The following is a 13,840-nucleotide window of genomic DNA, read 5'->3' on the forward strand; positions in this document are numbered from 1 at the left end:
GTGATCAGCCGCGCACGGCGTCGGTCAGCCGCTCCGTGGTTATTGGATAGCCGAGATCGTCGGGAATGCAGAGGTGGTCGATGCCATCGCGCGTTTCGATCCACGGCGTGACCGTGCGGACCGGATACCGATCCACATGCGCGAACGCGGCATCGACATCGGCGAACTGGGCAAGGCGTTCCAGGTTGCGGCGGGTTGGGAAGATGATCGTCACCCTACCCGCATCGGCGTCCGCCAGAACGTCCGCTGCAGTCGACCAGAAGAGGCGGACATTCTCCGTCGCATCGACACGTGGCGCAGGCGCGTCGTCAGGCAGACGCGCCATATAGAACCGCGTGTCGAAGACCCGGGCGGCGGCATGCGCAGGCAGCCAGCGTGCGAAATATGCAAGCGCATCGACGTCAATCTGCAAGTTTGCGTCCGCCAGCACCTGCGCGAACGGCATGCCGGCGTGGAGAGCAGTTCTCAGCGTCGCAAGCACCGTGGTCGATGGCGCAGGCGACAGGCCGATCGCCAGCCCCACCTCTTCGATCGTCTCGCGGATTGCGGCGATGCGTGCGGCAGTATCGTCGTCGTCGCGCCCCATCAACGATGCCAGGGCGTGATCGCCGGGATCGACCCGCCCGCCGGGAAACACGAGTGCACCGCCGGCGAACGCCATGGCCTTCGCGCGTTCGACCATCAGGATTTCGGGTGGACCAGCCGATGCAGCGCGGAGCAAGATTAGCGTTGCCGCGGGAATCGACGGCGTCGGGGCTGGATCGGTCATCGCTTGCGACAACGCGCGACGTCCCGAACCGGTAGCGGACGCCGAAAATTCACTACTAGTTCCCTGGTTAGATACACGTCGGCAGAAGGGTCGCGGGTAAAGGCCATCAACCTGGCATGGCTCGTGCGGCACGATTGCCCATCCGCTCGCCGAGGCGCACCGGCCGCTCTGGCGCCCAGAGTTCGTTAAAGGCAATGGCGCCCTGTCTGAACAGCATCACGATCGTGGACCCGAGCAGGAAGCGGCCCATCTCCTCACCCTTCTTCAGCACGATGTCCTGATCGCCATAGGTCCATTCGGACGCCGTGTTGGCGCGGCGTGAATTGACCACGCCGTGCCACACGGTCGCCATGCTTCCGACGATAGTCGCACCGACGAGCACCATCACGAACGGGCCGTGGTCCGGCGATGAAAAGACGCACACAACCCGCTCGTTTCGCGCGAACAGATTCGGTACGCCACGCGCCGTGGTCGGATTTACCGAGAACAGCGCCCCCGGCACGTAGATCATGCGCATGAGTTTGCCATCGCAGGGCATGTGCAGGCGGTGATAATCCTTTGGGGAGAGGTACAGATTGGCAAAGCTCCCATGGCGGAACTGTGCCGCCAACGTGCTGTCTCCGCCGACCAGTTCCGTGGTGGTAAATCTGTGCCCCTTGGCCTGCAGCATGTGGTGGTCGTCGATGGCGCCGAACTGGCTGATCGCGCCATCGACCGGACAGACGAAATCTGCCGCTGCCAATGGGCGAATGCCGGGCTTGAGCGGGCGGCTGAAAAAGTCGTTGAAACTCTTGTAGCTAGCGATGTCGGGATTTGCGGCTTCGGTCATGTCGACGGCGTATCTGCCGACAAACCAGCGGATCAGGCCGGTTGTCATCGAACCGCCCCGCGCGCCGGCAATGCGGCCGGCAAAGGCAGTCAGGCCCCGCTTCGGCAGCATGTACTGGAGCATTATCGTAAGGCGATCAGACATAGACCCTCTAAACCCTGGACGTATTTTCTACTGTCATAACAGGCAGGTCGACGTTTGGGATCGCCGCGTTCGATAATTTAAATGTGCCGATGCACCTAGATTTACGCCGCCCGGACGTGACGATGTAGAAACTTTTGGCTGCAGGTTCGAGCACTCGCGTCGAGCATGCTCTACTTGGGGGCAGCGGGTCAGAAAACTGGCTCTGGCCGGATATGGGTCGCGCTGCTTTGACGTCAGATATGGGCGTCGCAAACCGGGCGATGTGGCTTAGCGTGAGCGCTCAGTCGTGAAGACCTGCCACTCCGAGCGTCCCAAGGTTCAAGGTCATTTGTACGTTCAGCGCATGATCCATCTGGGCGCGTGCGCCGCCTCGTGCGAAGCGGTATTGGTTGAGATAGCCGATATCAGCCGTCACCGCCTTGCTGAGCGGAAACGCGAACCCGACGATGTTGCGCATGCGCTCGTATCCGGCCCGCTGGCCCCAGCTTGTGCTGTTCGGCAAGAAGAAGCTCTCATGGCTTACGAACAGGGCCACATCCTTCGGCCCGAGTGGCAGATTGTAGCGTAGCAGCGGGCGGACACGGAAACCGATCTCGCTGCCGTCGGGATTGAAGCGTTCGTCCAGGCGCAAGCGACCCGCGAAGCGTCCTTGCGTAAACACTACTTGCTGGCGGAGGCGTTCCTCGTCCGGTGCCGTGTTGCCGTTGTAAAATCCGACGTGGCGGTATCCGAAACCAAGTTCGACACCCTTCGCCACCTGCCAGCCGACGAGCGCGCCAAATTCGGTCGTATATAGTCCGCGCTGTCGGTCGCTGATCCGCGCAATCTCTTCCAATGTCACCCGCCACTGTGGCGCGACAGGCAGTACGAGGTTGATCTGCTCCCATGCCTGCGCATCCTGTTGCTGCGCCAATGCCGGGGTCGCGGCGAAAAGCAGCGGCGAGGCTAATACGAATGACGAGCGCGGCATTCCGTCAGGTTCGCACGGCTTGGCGATGTCATGCAATGACTACGCTGCTGGTTCAGCGGCCAACTCTATTGCTGGCAAGACAGACGGTGGCGAGAACCGCGTCGCGGGCTGCATCACGGTGCTGGACATGCGGACTGCATATCCAGACGCATTTGCCAGCGGATATGATTGGATAGACGACGAGGAACACGAACTGCGTGTCCCCCGTCGCGAGCGCTAAACCACGGTCCCGATTACGCGAGAGCAACCTTGGTGCGGGTCGAGCTATGGCCGCCCGAGCGATACAGGAATTCGGCCGCCTCGTCCGCGGTGACGCTCGTAGCGCTGGTATCGACCGACACGAACACGCCGCCCTCGTTGATACGGCCCTCATAGTAGCTCGCATCGACGCGGCTGACGCCGTGGTCCGTCATCACCTTCTCCAGGCCTCCGACCGCGCCGCCGAGCGCTGCGCCGGTGACGGCCGCAGCGGGAATGGCAGCCGATGCGATTGCACCTGCGGCTACAAGTGGGCCGACGCCTGGGATCGCCAGCGCCGCTATGCCGAGCAGGGTACCGATCCCGGCGCCCGCTGCGACCTTGCCGACGAACTCCTGCGTATCGCCATTGCCGTCGGTGGTGGTGTTCTTGCCGTCGTGCTGCGCGACGATGGAAATCGCACTGTCGGCGACACCCGCGCTACGAAGCTGAGATACGGCGCGCTCCGCATCGGCGTGGTTGTCAAAGACGGCGGATACTAAGTTCGTGCTCATGATCAATCCAGTCGAGGCAGGGTTGCAGATGTTCCTAAAAGCCGCACCCACCGTCGCTGGTTCCCGAGAATGAGGGTTAGCAACGGCGTAACCCATAATCGGCATACCAACGGCCATCTGGCGGGCAGAAGCATAAGTCATGCTACGCCTCGTTGACGGAAATCGGCTTGCTGGATCCCAACTGCACTGGCTTGCCAATGACCGGGCGACCGGTTGGCCATCGCCGCGCAATGCATCGTTGCTTTGCGATCCTGGCGATCGTGACCGCATTGCCCTGGTTGCCGCCGAGAATGTGATACGCCTCCGCATCTTCGCCGACATAAAACCCGACATGGCCCCCGCCCGGTCGCTCGAACGTCAACACCGCGCCGGGCGCCAAACGCTCCGGCCTCAGTGCCTGTCCCCAGGTCGACCATGACGTCGCGCGAACAGCGATGCTTGCCGGTTCGATGTCGTCTTCCTGAAGGCAGTACGCAACGAATACGCCGCACCAGGGGACGCTATCCGCATTGTAGATGATACCCAGCACTTTCGTACCAAGCCGTTTGGCCCATGCGAGAATGGCTGGCTGTTCGCAAATCCCGCCGCCTCCCTGGTACCCAGTTTCTTCCTTGCTGCCTTCAGCCAGGCCGGGTCATTCGCCACGTCCGTGCACCCTTGTACTGCAGAGATCGCGGCGGTGTTGACCACACCACGCGAGCGCTCGCGTGGCGGTGGCCACATAGCGCTGCCTACTGATAACCGCCTTCATCCTCACGCTCTTCTGCGGCGTCTTTCTGCACCTTTTCCATTTCCTTGGCTTTTTCGTCTTCGGACACGTCGTCGGTTTTTGGATCATCGATCATCATCTTCTCCTCGCCTGTTCAACGCGCGGCGCAGCTTTCGGGGGCCATTATCCGTTATCCAAGGCAGGCCGCGGTGCCGCGGTATGCAAAACAGGAGACGATGATGCGGTTTGTTCAGATCGAGATGTTGCCAACGGGCAAGGCGCTGGTGGACATCGAAAAGCTGACCCATGCGGTGCCCGAGGGTGACGGGTCACGCCTATTCATCGGGGCTCAACACATTGATGTGCCCCATTCATTGTCGGAGCTGGAGAACGTCCTGGCTGGTCGAGAGCGCACCGACGATGGCGCGAATAGCAGGGCAGGCTTCGACGTTCGCTAGATTTGGTCCGCACCGATGGCGTCGGCCTTAACGACTACGACGTTCATATACCTCGGTTATAAGCGCCCCGCATGTCCGTGTGACTGAAGCAGGCGGGGCGCTGAGGTACTCTACACTGGAAGCGAAAGCCTCGAGTCCGGCACTAACCTCGCGTAGTTAATTTTGCGTGAAAGATTGCAAGAGGCATGGCGAATGGCATCGACGCACCCATCCATAGCCAAAGTTAATCGCTTAACGAATGACTTGAGTTCGTAAATTCTATGACCAGCTGGTGACCCCTACGAGAATCGAACTCGTGCTTACGCCGTGAGAGGGCGTCGTCCTAACCGCTAGACGAAGGGGCCGTTAGCAGAAGCGGGCGTCTACGGAATGGGCCGGCGGCCGTCAAGACGGTTACCGCACATTCCTGAGGACGCCCGCGATATTCGTCAGGCGGCGACCTTCTTGCGCTCGGCCATTTCCTCGTTGAGCATCTCGGCCAGCAGGAACGCAAGCTCGAGGCTCTGGCTGGCGTTAAGCCGCGGGTCGCAATGCGTGTGGTAACGATCCGCCAGCGACTGTTCGGTCACGTCGATTGCGCCGCCGGTGCATTCGGTCACGTTCTGCCCGGTCATCTCGGCATGGATGCCGCCAGCGTGTGTGCCCTCCGCACGGTGGACCGCGAAGAAGCCGCGGACTTCGGCCAGGATGCGGTCGAAGGGCCGCGTCTTGTAGCCGTTGGCAGCCTTGACGACGTTGCCGTGCATCGGGTCGCAGCTCCACACCACTGGATGGCCTTCGCGCGTAACGGCGCGGACGAGGCGGGGCAGGTTCGCCTCGATCTTGTCATAGCCATAGCGCGTGATCAGCGTCATTCGGCCGGGCACACGGCCGGGGTTGAGCGTGTCTAGCATCCTCAACAATGCGTCGGGCTCTAGGCTTGGTCCACATTTGATGCCGATCGGGTTGCCGATGCCGCGGAGGTATTCGACATGCGAAGACCCCTCGAAGCGCGTCCGGTCACCGATCCACAGGAAGTGCGCGCTGGTGTCGTACCAGTCGCCGGTCAGCGAATCCTGCCGTGTGAGCGCCTGCTCGTACTGGAGCAGAAGCGCCTCGTGGCTGGTGTAGAAATGCGTCTGCGCGAGCTGCGGCACGGTCTCGGGATCTATGCCACATGCTGCCATGAACTCGAGTGCCTCGCCGATCCGGTCCGCGGTCTCGGCATATTTCTTCGACCAGGGGCTGCGGCCCATGAAGTCGTGCGTCCAGCGGTGGACCTGGTGCAGGTTCGCGTAGCCGCCTTGGGCGAACGCGCGCAGGAGATTGAGCGTGGCGGCCGATTGAGAATAGGCGCGGATCATCCGCTGCGGATCAGGTGCGCGCGATTCCGCGGTGAAGGCGATATCGTTGACGTTGTCGCCGCGGTACGACGGCAGCTCGACGCCGCCGATCGTCTCGGTGTCCGTCGAGCGCGGCTTGGCGAACTGGCCCGCCATGCGACCGAGCTTCACGACCGGAAGCTTCGACGCGTAGGTGAGCACGACGGCCATCTGGAGGATGACGCGGAACGTGTCGCGGATGTTGTTCGCGCTATGCTCGGCGAAGCTCTCGGCGCAGTCGCCGCCCTGGAGCAGGAACGCCTTGCCGGCCGCGACTTCGGCGAGCGACGCGGTCAGGTTGCGCGCTTCGCCCGCGAAGACCAGCGGTGGGAAGGTCGCCAGCTGGTCGGTTGCGGCGGTCAGCGCGGCGGCGTCGGGATAGGTGGGGAGTTGTCGTGCTTCGTGACGCGTCCAGCTGTCGGGGGCCCAGTTCGCGGCCATATCATGTCGTCCGATTGGTGAATTGTGAGGCTGGCCATGCGGGAAAATGCCTTTTCACGCAATGAAGTAAAGCTTTGGGGCGGGTTTGGCAGTTGGTTTCAATAGCCAGCTTCGAGGTCCGCAACGTTCTTCATCGGCGCGCCGGCGAGGAACGCGGCGAGGTTTTCGAGGAACAGGGCAGCGCTGCGCGCGAACATCGTCGTTTGGCTGCGGCCCGACAGGTGCATCGTGACGATCGCGTTGGGCGTCGACCAGAGCGGGTGCGCGGCGGGCAGGGGTTCGGGGTTGGTCGGATCGAGCACTGCGCCTGCTATGCCGCCGTCGGTTAGCGCGGTGATCAGCGCGTCGTCGTCGATCATATCGCCGCGGGCGATATTGATCAGCCAGGCGGACGGCTTCATCGCCGAGAGTTCGTCGCGGCCGATCAACGCGTGCGTGGCGCCGGTCGAAGGGGCGGCAAGGACGATCCAGTCGAACTCGCCGAGCCGGTCGCGCCACGCATCGGGCGTGATCGTGCCGTCGCGGCCGGTGCGGGTGACGCCGGTGACGTCGACGCCGAACGCCGCCAGCCGGTCGCCGATCATCCGACCGATCGTGCCATAGCCGATGACGAGCGCCTTCGTGCCGGCGAGTTCGGTTTTGCCGGGGGCGTCCTTCAGCCATTCGTGGCGGTCTTGCGCGCGTAAGACGGTGTCGAAGCGCTTCGCGGCGACCAGCACCGCCATTACGGCGTATTCGGCGACGGCGACGGCGTTGATCCCGGCACCGTTGGTCAGCGTGACGCCGTTGCCGCGAAGCACGTCGAGCGGAAACGCGTCGAGCCCGGCGTAGATCGTCGAGACCCATTTCAGGTTCGGCCCGGCATGGCGGATCGCGTCGGCAACCAGTTCGGTCGGCTGCATGTCGACCCAGGCGATGTCCGCATCGGCGATCATCGCGTTGGCTTCCGCAGGCTTGGCGAACCACGCGACGTCGAGGTCCGCGGGCAGATGCGGTTCCAGGAGCGGGCGGGCAGCGGCGGGTAAGACGGCTTTCATGTCGAGAGCATCGCCCGGCAGCGTGGCATGTTCAAGTCGTCGGAAGTATTGGCGGATGGGATCGTGCCGCGTGTTTGGCCGGGTTGGGCCGCTACGACCCATTTTCGTCATCCCCGGGCAGGCGGGGATCCATATACTCTGAGGTTCCCGATCTGATCGTGAAGCTAGCCGTATGGGTTCGCGCCTCCGATGGAATGACGACCATTCTCAATGATGGCCTTGTTCATCGCGCTACCCGACTCTTCGGCCTCCCGGGACGGGCTTACACTGCCGCGATCTTCCAGTCCCAGCCTAAGGAGTCGCCGTCCATCACTTCGACACCGGCGCCGGCGAGTTCGTCACGAATCGCGTCCGAGCGGTCGAAGTCCTTGGCTGCCCGCGCGTCGCGTCGATCCGACAGGCGCGCGGCGATCGTCGCTTCGTCGATCGTGGCCGATACCGGGCGGATACGCAGGTCCTCCCGGCTGATCGTCGCGAGATCGAGCCCCAGCACCGCGTCGAAATCGTCGAGCGCGGCAATCCGGTCGGCCGGTGCGACCCGTTTGTCGGCAAGCAGTTCGTCGAGGATCGGCAGCGCGCGGGGTGTTGCGAGATCGTCCGAGACAGCCTCTTCCAGCCGGTCGCCATAGGCATCGGCACGGCCCGACGGCCCGCCGGGTGGGCGGGCGCGCAAGGTTTCGACCGCCTGGACCATGCGCTTCAAGCGAATCGAGGCGGCGGCGAGGTTCTCCCAGGAAAATTCGAGTTCGCTGCGATAATGCGCCTGAAGGCACATCAGGCGATAGGCGAGGGGGTGGAAGCCGCGGTCGACGATCGTCTGCATCGTCGTGAACTGACCGGTCGACTTCGACATCTTGCCAGCGCGTTCGACCAGGAAGTTGTTGTGCATCCAGATGCTGGCGCCGGTATCCGCGCAATCGCAGTGCGCCTGATTCTGCGCGATCTCGTTAGGATGGTGGATCTCGCGGTGATCGATCCCGCCAGTATGGATATCGAAATGCGCGCCGAGATAGTGCTTGCTCATCACCGAGCATTCGAGATGCCAGCCCGGCGCACCGCGGCCCCAGGGCGAATCCCATTCCATCTGGCGGTTCTCGCCCGGTGTCGACGTGCGCCAGATCGCGAAGTCCTGGGGGTTGCGCTTGCCCGCGACCGGCTCGATCCGGCTTTCGATGTCGTCATTGCCTGACCGTGCAAGGCGCCCATAGTCGGGCACCGTCGTCACGTCGAAGTACAGGCCGTTGTCGAGCACGTAGCAGTGCTTGGGCGCGATCTGTTCGGCGAATGCGATCATCTCGGCGATATGATCGGTCGCGACCGCCCAGCGTGCCGGCGGCACAATGTTCAGGCGGGCGACGTCGCGCTTGAAGACATCGGTATAATAGGCCGCGATCTCCCATATCGAGCGGCCTTGGGCGGCTGCGGCCTTCTCCATCTTGTCGTCGCCGACATCGGCATCGGACGTCAGGTGCCCGACATCGGTGATGTTGATGATGTGCGTGGTCGGCCACCCCTTCCACCGGAGCACGCGGCCCAGCGTGTCGGCGAACAGAAAGGCGCGCATGTTACCGATGTGCTGGTAGTTATAGACGGTCGGCCCGCAGGTGTAGAGCCCGACATCGGTCGGATCGATCGGCTGGAACGTCTCGAGCTCTCGCGTGAGGCTGTTATACAGTGTCAGGGGGATGCGGGTCATGCGGCTGCTCTTAGCGATGCATGGGCGCTCCCGCAAAGGCGTCGACTTCGGGTGCATGCTCGCAGCCGAACGCGCGGTTTGGCTTGAAACGCCTGCGGTCCCCTGATATGGGCCCCAGTTCATGCGGCGCGGACCTATTCGCGACGGCAAAAATCTATTCGACCGGAGCTTAACGGGTTTATGCAGATCATCGTACGCGACAACAACGTCGACCAGGCCCTTCGCGCGCTCAAGAAGAAGCTGCAGCGCGAAGGCGTATATCGCGAGATGAAGTTGCGCCGGCATTACGAAAAGCCGTCCGAGAAGCGTGCGCGCGAGCGTGCAGCGGCGATTCGTCGTTCGCGCAAGCTCGACCGCAAGCGCGCTGAGCGCGACGGCGCACGGTAAGATTTGGTCGGCCAGCCCGGCGAACGGGTAGGCCGATATTTTCGGGGGGTGTCGTGATCGGCGCCCCCGTTTTGCTTTCCAACGGCACGCGCGGCGCTCCGGCGTGACCAGATGACCGGGGCCTGATCCGATGTCGACCGTCACCGCAGTGCCGCTGCAGCCCACCAAGCGCAGCTATCTCGTCTATCTCTGGATCGGCATCGCGCTAGCGCTGATCGGCGCGGTGGCTTTGGCGCGTCAGGGCGACGATCCGTTGGCGCGCAATGCCCGCGCGCGCGGTGTCGTCGTGACCGCGTCCGGCTTGCAGTACAAGGTGATCGCGCCCGGCAAGCCCGGTGCGGCCAAGCCTACCGACGCGGACGTCGCACTCGTGAACTACGAGGGCAAGCTGCTCAACGGCACGACCTTCGACAAGTCGCAGCAGCCGACCCCGATGCCGGTGACCGGCGTCGTCCCCGGTTTCTCGGAGGCGCTGAAGCTGATGCCGAAGGGTTCGAAGTATCGCTTCTGGATGAAGCCGGCGCTCGGTTACGGCGATAAGGCCGCCGGCCCGATCCCGGCCAATTCGACGCTGGTGTTCGATGTCGAGCTGCTCGACTTCCTGCCGCAGAGCGTGGTGCAGCAGATGCAGGCGCAGGCCCAGATGGGTCGAGGCGCACCGGGCGGCGTACCAGGCGGCGCACAGATGCAGCCCCAGGGTCAGCCCCAGGTTCAGCCACAGCCATAATCGATGGCGGCCGGAAGGGTCGCCACGCATTACACATAGAAAAAGCGCCCGCGGCCTTGCCGTCGGGCGCTTTTTCTATGTCCTCAGATCAGTGGCGGGTCGGAAGTAGGGGGCGGGGCTGGTCCGGCCAGATGCCGCGCGTATCGAGCACGGTCTTGTCCGCGCGTTCCTCCAGCGGGATCGATTTGAAGACGTCGTGGTCGACCAGCACGACCATGATCGCGCAGGTCTCGATCGCACTGTCCACGTCGATCAGCGTCGCGCCCGTATCGGCCAGCGCGATCGGCAACGCCTTCGCATAGGGCTCGACGATCCTCACGCGGTCGCCGAACGCGTCCGCAACGGCCTGCGCCACCTTGAGCGCGGGACTCTCGCGGAAGTCGTCGATGTTCGCCTTGAACGCCAGCCCAAGGCAGGCGACCACCGCGTCGGGCATCGATTCGACCAGCGCCGCGACTTGCGCGATCACATGGTCGGTCTTACCGTCGTTCACTTCGCGCGCCGTCCGGATCAGCGGCGTCTGCTCGGGGGCTGCGTGGACCAGAAACCACGGGTCGACCGCGATGCAATGTCCGCCGACACCGGGGCCGGGCTGCAGAATGTTCACGCGGGGATGGCGGTTGGCGAGGCGGATCACCTCCCAGACGTCGACCCCCATCGTGTCCGCGATCAGCGACAGTTCGTTGGCGAACGCGATATTTACGTCGCGAAACGCATTCTCGGTCAGCTTGGTCATTTCCGCGGCGCGCGCGGTGGTGGTGACGCAGGCGCCGCGGACGAACCGGCGATAGAAGGTCAGCGCCTTGCGCGCACAGCGCGGTGTGATTCCGCCGATCACGCGGTCGTTGTCGATGAGCTCGACCAGGATGCGACCGGGCAACACGCGTTCGGGGCAATAGGCGATCGCGATGTCGGCCTGTTCGCCGGCGCGTCCCGGAACGCGGATGTCGGGACGCAGCTTGGCCAGCACGTCGCGCACCTGTTCGGTGGTGCCCACGGGGGAGGTCGATTCGAGGATGATCGTATCGCCGGGTTTCAGCACGGTCGCGATTGTCCTCGCAGCGTCGAGCACATAGCCGATGTTGGGCGCATGATCCTCGTCGAACGGGGTCGGGACGGCGATCACGAACACGTCGGCGGGCTCGATCGTCATCGACGCGCGCAAGGTGCCGCGTGCGACGACGCCCGACACGAGTCCGTCGAGATCGACCTCCTCGATGTGCACGCGACCCGAATTCACCGTCTCGACGACCGATTCGGTGACGTCGACGCCGAGCACGCGGGCGCCCGTGCGGGCGATCACCGCCGCGGTCGGGAGGCCGATATAGCCGAGGCCCATGACGACGACGGAGAGTTCGGTATCAGAGAGCATGCGCGGCGGCGTCCTTTGGGGCGAGGGTTCTGGCAATGACGTCGGCGATTCGCGCGGCGGCATGACCGTCGCCAAACGGGTTGTGCGCGCGCGCCATCGCGGCATAGGCGGTCGGATCGTCGAGTAGCGCGAAGATTTCAGACACGATCCGGTGTTCGTCGGTGCCGATCAGCTTGGCGGTGCCGGCGGCTATGCCTTCAGGCCGCTCGGTCGTCTCGCGCATCACCAGCACGGGTTTGCCCAGCGCGGGTGCCTCCTCCTGCACGCCGCCCGAATCGGTCAGGACGATGTCGGCCATGCCGAGCGCGCGGACGAAATGCGGATAATCGAGCGGTTCGATCCGCGCGACGTTGGCCCGTGCGCCGAGAATCGCGTCCATGACGGAGACGACGTTCGGATTCGGGTGGACCGGGAACAGGACGGCGACATCCTCGCGCTCCGCAATCCGGCCGATCGCGCGCGCGATGGCGGCCATGCCGTCGCCGAAATTCTCGCGCCGGTGCGTCGTCACCAGGATCAGGCGTTTGCCGGCGAACCGCCGTGCAATGTCGTCGAGTCCGGCGGCCAGCGACGCGTCGGCGACGACCCGGTCGGCGGTCCAGTGCAAGGCGTCGATGACGGTGTTTCCGGTCACGTGGATCGTCTCGGCGGCGATCGTCTCGCGGCGCAGCGCCTCTGCCGCAGTATCGGTCGGCGCAAAGTGCAGCGCAGCGATCGGTGCGACGATGCGACGGTTCACTTCCTCCGGCCAGGGTTGGTAGATGTCACCCGAGCGCAGGCCGGCCTCGACATGCGCGACCGGTACCTTGCGGTAATAGGCGGCCAGCGCGCCCGTCATGGCAGTAGCGGTGTCGCCCTGCACGACGACCAGATCGGGACGTTCGGCGTCCATGACTTCACCCAGCCCGGTCAGCAGGCGCGCGGTCAGGCGGTCGAGCGTCTGCCCCGGCTCCATCAGGTCGAGATCGATGTCGGGCGCAAGCCCGGCGACCGCGAGCACCTGATCGAGCAGGCCGCGATGCTGCGCGGTCACGCACGTTCTCACCGTCAGGCCGGGCTTTGTCGCTAGAGCGCGGATGACCGGGAAAAGTTTGATCGCTTCGGGGCGGGTCCCGAAAATGACGAGGATCTTGGACATGGAACCTCTCTAGCTGACGATATTTAAGGACGCGCTAACCGGTTACAGCGTTTCTTTGTTCGGGCGATCTGAATTGCGCGGGTCCGTAACGACCGGTAAATGGTGCGGTGCACCCGACGACCCGAAGACATAATTGGAGCTTTCAATGACGATCAAGCCGCTTCGCAAGGCCGTATTCCCTGTCGCCGGGCTCGGCACGCGCTTCCTGCCGGCGACCAAGTCGATGCCCAAGGAAATGCTGACCGTGGTCGACAAGCCGCTGATCCAGTACGCTGTCGAGGAAGCGCTGGAGGCGGGGATCGAGCAGATCATCTTCGTGACCGGCCGCGGCAAGGGCGCGCTCGAGGATCATTTCGATATCTCGTACGAGCTCGAAGCGACGATGAAGGCGCGTGGCAAGTCGCTGGATGCGATCAGCCATATCCGGATGAAGCCGGGTTCGCCGGTCTATGTACGCCAGCAGGAGCCGCTGGGACTGGGCCATGCAGTGTGGTGCGCGCGCGAGATCGTCGGCGACGAGCCGTTCGCCGTCCTGCTCCCCGACGAGCTGATGGTGGGCAAGCCGGGCTTCATGAAGCAGATGGTCGAAGCTTATAACCAGGTCGGCGGCAACGTCATCGGTGCGCTCGAAGTCGCCGATTCGGAGACCGACAAATACGGCATCATCTCGCCGGGCGCGATCGATGGCCGTCTGACCGAAGTGAAGGCGCTGATCGAAAAGCCCAAGCAGGGGACTGCGCCGTCGAACCTGATGATCCCCGGCCGCTACATCCTCCAGCCCGACGTGATGCGGATCTTGGAGACGCAGGAAAAGGGTGCCGGTGGCGAAATCCAGCTGACCGACGCGATGGCGCAGCTGATCGGCAACCAGCCGTTCCACGGCTTCACGTTCGACGGCCAGCGCTATGATTGCGGCGACAAGGCCGGGTACATCCAGGCCAATCTCGCGATCGCGCTGTCGCGTGCCGATATCGGTCCGGCGGTTCGCGACTTCGCCAAGGGGCTGCTGCAAGGCTGATGCCCACCCGCCCCGCCCTATCCCGTTCGGTG

14 protein-coding genes and 1 tRNA gene are annotated in these 13,840 nt (G+C 63.9%); 4 read left to right on the forward strand and 11 right to left on the reverse strand.

All coding sequences use genetic code 11. The annotated features are described in order from the left end of the window. Positions 1-4 precede the first annotated feature (4 nt). The 5 genes from U1707_RS07605 to U1707_RS07625 all read right to left on the reverse strand — a co-directional run bounded on the left by U1707_RS07605 (position 5) and on the right by U1707_RS07625 (position 4,092). Positions 5-769 (reverse strand): NUDIX hydrolase, encoded by a 765-nt coding sequence (locus tag U1707_RS07605; protein WP_332799475.1) that lies wholly within the window; start codon positions 767-769, stop codon positions 5-7. A 106-nt stretch (positions 770-875) separates the two neighbouring features. Beyond that, the gene (gene asd / locus U1707_RS07610; RefSeq protein WP_332799476.1) at positions 876-1,742 is read right to left on the reverse strand and encodes an archaetidylserine decarboxylase; all 867 of its coding nucleotides are present in this window, start codon (positions 1,740-1,742) and stop codon (positions 876-878) included. 280 nt (positions 1,743-2,022) lie between these two features. Next, complete coding sequence (locus U1707_RS07615; RefSeq protein ID WP_332799477.1) at positions 2,023-2,748, reverse strand: DUF2490 domain-containing protein; 726 nt, start codon at positions 2,746-2,748, stop codon at positions 2,023-2,025. A gap of 197 nt (positions 2,749-2,945) precedes the next feature. After that, the gene (locus U1707_RS07620) at positions 2,946-3,464 is read right to left on the reverse strand and encodes a hypothetical protein (protein ID WP_332799478.1); all 519 of its coding nucleotides are present in this window, start codon (positions 3,462-3,464) and stop codon (positions 2,946-2,948) included. A 142-nt stretch (positions 3,465-3,606) separates the two neighbouring features. Continuing rightward, positions 3,607-4,092 carry a TIGR02594 family protein gene (locus tag U1707_RS07625; RefSeq protein ID WP_332799793.1) on the reverse strand — a complete coding sequence of 162 codons (486 nt, stop codon included), beginning with the start codon at positions 4,090-4,092 and terminating at the stop codon, positions 3,607-3,609. Positions 4,093-4,412: 320 nt separating this feature from the next. Between U1707_RS07625 and U1707_RS07630 the strand changes: the two genes are divergently transcribed. Beyond that, a complete protein-coding gene (locus U1707_RS07630; protein ID WP_332799479.1) occupies positions 4,413-4,631 on the forward strand; it encodes a hypothetical protein in 219 nt (72 codons plus the stop codon). A gap of 269 nt (positions 4,632-4,900) precedes the next feature. On the opposite strand, the gene U1707_RS07635 is transcribed toward U1707_RS07630, so the two are convergent. From U1707_RS07635 to cysS, 4 genes are all read right to left on the reverse strand, one after another. After that, positions 4,901-4,975 (reverse strand) — tRNA-Glu (locus U1707_RS07635). Positions 4,976-5,059: 84 nt separating this feature from the next. Continuing rightward, positions 5,060-6,433 (reverse strand): class II 3-deoxy-7-phosphoheptulonate synthase, encoded by a 1,374-nt coding sequence (locus tag U1707_RS07640; RefSeq protein ID WP_332799480.1) that lies wholly within the window; start codon positions 6,431-6,433, stop codon positions 5,060-5,062. A 98-nt stretch (positions 6,434-6,531) separates the two neighbouring features. Continuing rightward, entirely contained in the window at positions 6,532-7,470 is a 939-nt protein-coding gene (locus tag U1707_RS07645; RefSeq protein ID WP_332799481.1) for a D-2-hydroxyacid dehydrogenase, read from the reverse strand. Between the two features lie 262 nt (positions 7,471-7,732). Continuing rightward, complete coding sequence (gene cysS, locus U1707_RS07650; RefSeq protein ID WP_332799482.1) at positions 7,733-9,166, reverse strand: cysteine--tRNA ligase; 1,434 nt, start codon at positions 9,164-9,166, stop codon at positions 7,733-7,735. A 180-nt stretch (positions 9,167-9,346) separates the two neighbouring features. Between cysS and rpsU the strand changes: the two genes are divergently transcribed. After that, positions 9,347-9,553 (forward strand): 30S ribosomal protein S21, encoded by a 207-nt coding sequence (gene rpsU, locus U1707_RS07655; protein ID WP_055878578.1) that lies wholly within the window; start codon positions 9,347-9,349, stop codon positions 9,551-9,553. A 130-nt stretch (positions 9,554-9,683) separates the two neighbouring features. Beyond that, entirely contained in the window at positions 9,684-10,280 is a 597-nt protein-coding gene (locus U1707_RS07660) for an FKBP-type peptidyl-prolyl cis-trans isomerase (protein ID WP_332799483.1), read from the forward strand. An 88-nt stretch (positions 10,281-10,368) separates the two neighbouring features. On the opposite strand, the gene wecC is transcribed toward U1707_RS07660, so the two are convergent. Both wecC and wecB read right to left on the reverse strand, forming a co-directional pair. Beyond that, a complete protein-coding gene (gene wecC, locus U1707_RS07665) occupies positions 10,369-11,652 on the reverse strand; it encodes a UDP-N-acetyl-D-mannosamine dehydrogenase (protein WP_332799484.1) in 1,284 nt (427 codons plus the stop codon). After that, positions 11,642-12,790 (reverse strand): non-hydrolyzing UDP-N-acetylglucosamine 2-epimerase, encoded by a 1,149-nt coding sequence (wecB, locus tag U1707_RS07670; RefSeq protein WP_332799485.1) that lies wholly within the window; start codon positions 12,788-12,790, stop codon positions 11,642-11,644. Before wecB ends, wecC begins: the two co-directional genes overlap by 11 nt. Positions 12,791-12,935: 145 nt before the next feature. On the opposite strand from wecB, the gene galU reads away from it, so the two are divergent. Then, the gene (gene galU / locus U1707_RS07675; RefSeq protein WP_332799486.1) at positions 12,936-13,808 is read left to right on the forward strand and encodes a UTP--glucose-1-phosphate uridylyltransferase GalU; all 873 of its coding nucleotides are present in this window, start codon (positions 12,936-12,938) and stop codon (positions 13,806-13,808) included. The last annotated feature ends 32 nt before the right edge of the window (positions 13,809-13,840 follow it).

It is taken from the genome of Sphingomonas sandaracina (assembly GCF_036663695.1).
Taxonomy (GTDB): domain Bacteria; phylum Pseudomonadota; class Alphaproteobacteria; order Sphingomonadales; family Sphingomonadaceae; genus Sphingomonas.

Bases quoted from the DNA above. Each gene is read 5' to 3' on its own strand.
- U1707_RS07605 (WP_332799475.1), bottom strand. From the start codon at position 769: ATGACCGATCCAGCCCCGACGCCGTCGATTCCCGCGGCAACGCTAATC.
- asd (WP_332799476.1), bottom strand. From the start codon at position 1,742: ATGTCTGATCGCCTTACGATAATGCTCCAGTACATGCTGCCGAAGCGG.
- U1707_RS07620 (WP_332799478.1), bottom strand. From the start codon at position 3,464: ATGAGCACGAACTTAGTATCCGCCGTCTTTGACAACCACGCCGATGCG.
- U1707_RS07630 (WP_332799479.1), top strand. From the start codon at position 4,413: ATGCGGTTTGTTCAGATCGAGATGTTGCCAACGGGCAAGGCGCTGGTG.
- U1707_RS07640 (WP_332799480.1), bottom strand. From the start codon at position 6,433: ATGGCCGCGAACTGGGCCCCCGACAGCTGGACGCGTCACGAAGCACGA.
- U1707_RS07645 (WP_332799481.1), bottom strand. From the start codon at position 7,470: ATGAAAGCCGTCTTACCCGCCGCTGCCCGCCCGCTCCTGGAACCGCAT.
- cysS (WP_332799482.1), bottom strand. From the start codon at position 9,166: ATGACCCGCATCCCCCTGACACTGTATAACAGCCTCACGCGAGAGCTC.
- rpsU (WP_055878578.1), top strand. From the start codon at position 9,347: ATGCAGATCATCGTACGCGACAACAACGTCGACCAGGCCCTTCGCGCG.
- U1707_RS07660 (WP_332799483.1), top strand. From the start codon at position 9,684: ATGTCGACCGTCACCGCAGTGCCGCTGCAGCCCACCAAGCGCAGCTAT.
- wecC (WP_332799484.1), bottom strand. From the start codon at position 11,652: ATGCTCTCTGATACCGAACTCTCCGTCGTCGTCATGGGCCTCGGCTAT.
- wecB (WP_332799485.1), bottom strand. From the start codon at position 12,790: ATGTCCAAGATCCTCGTCATTTTCGGGACCCGCCCCGAAGCGATCAAA.
- galU (WP_332799486.1), top strand. From the start codon at position 12,936: ATGACGATCAAGCCGCTTCGCAAGGCCGTATTCCCTGTCGCCGGGCTC.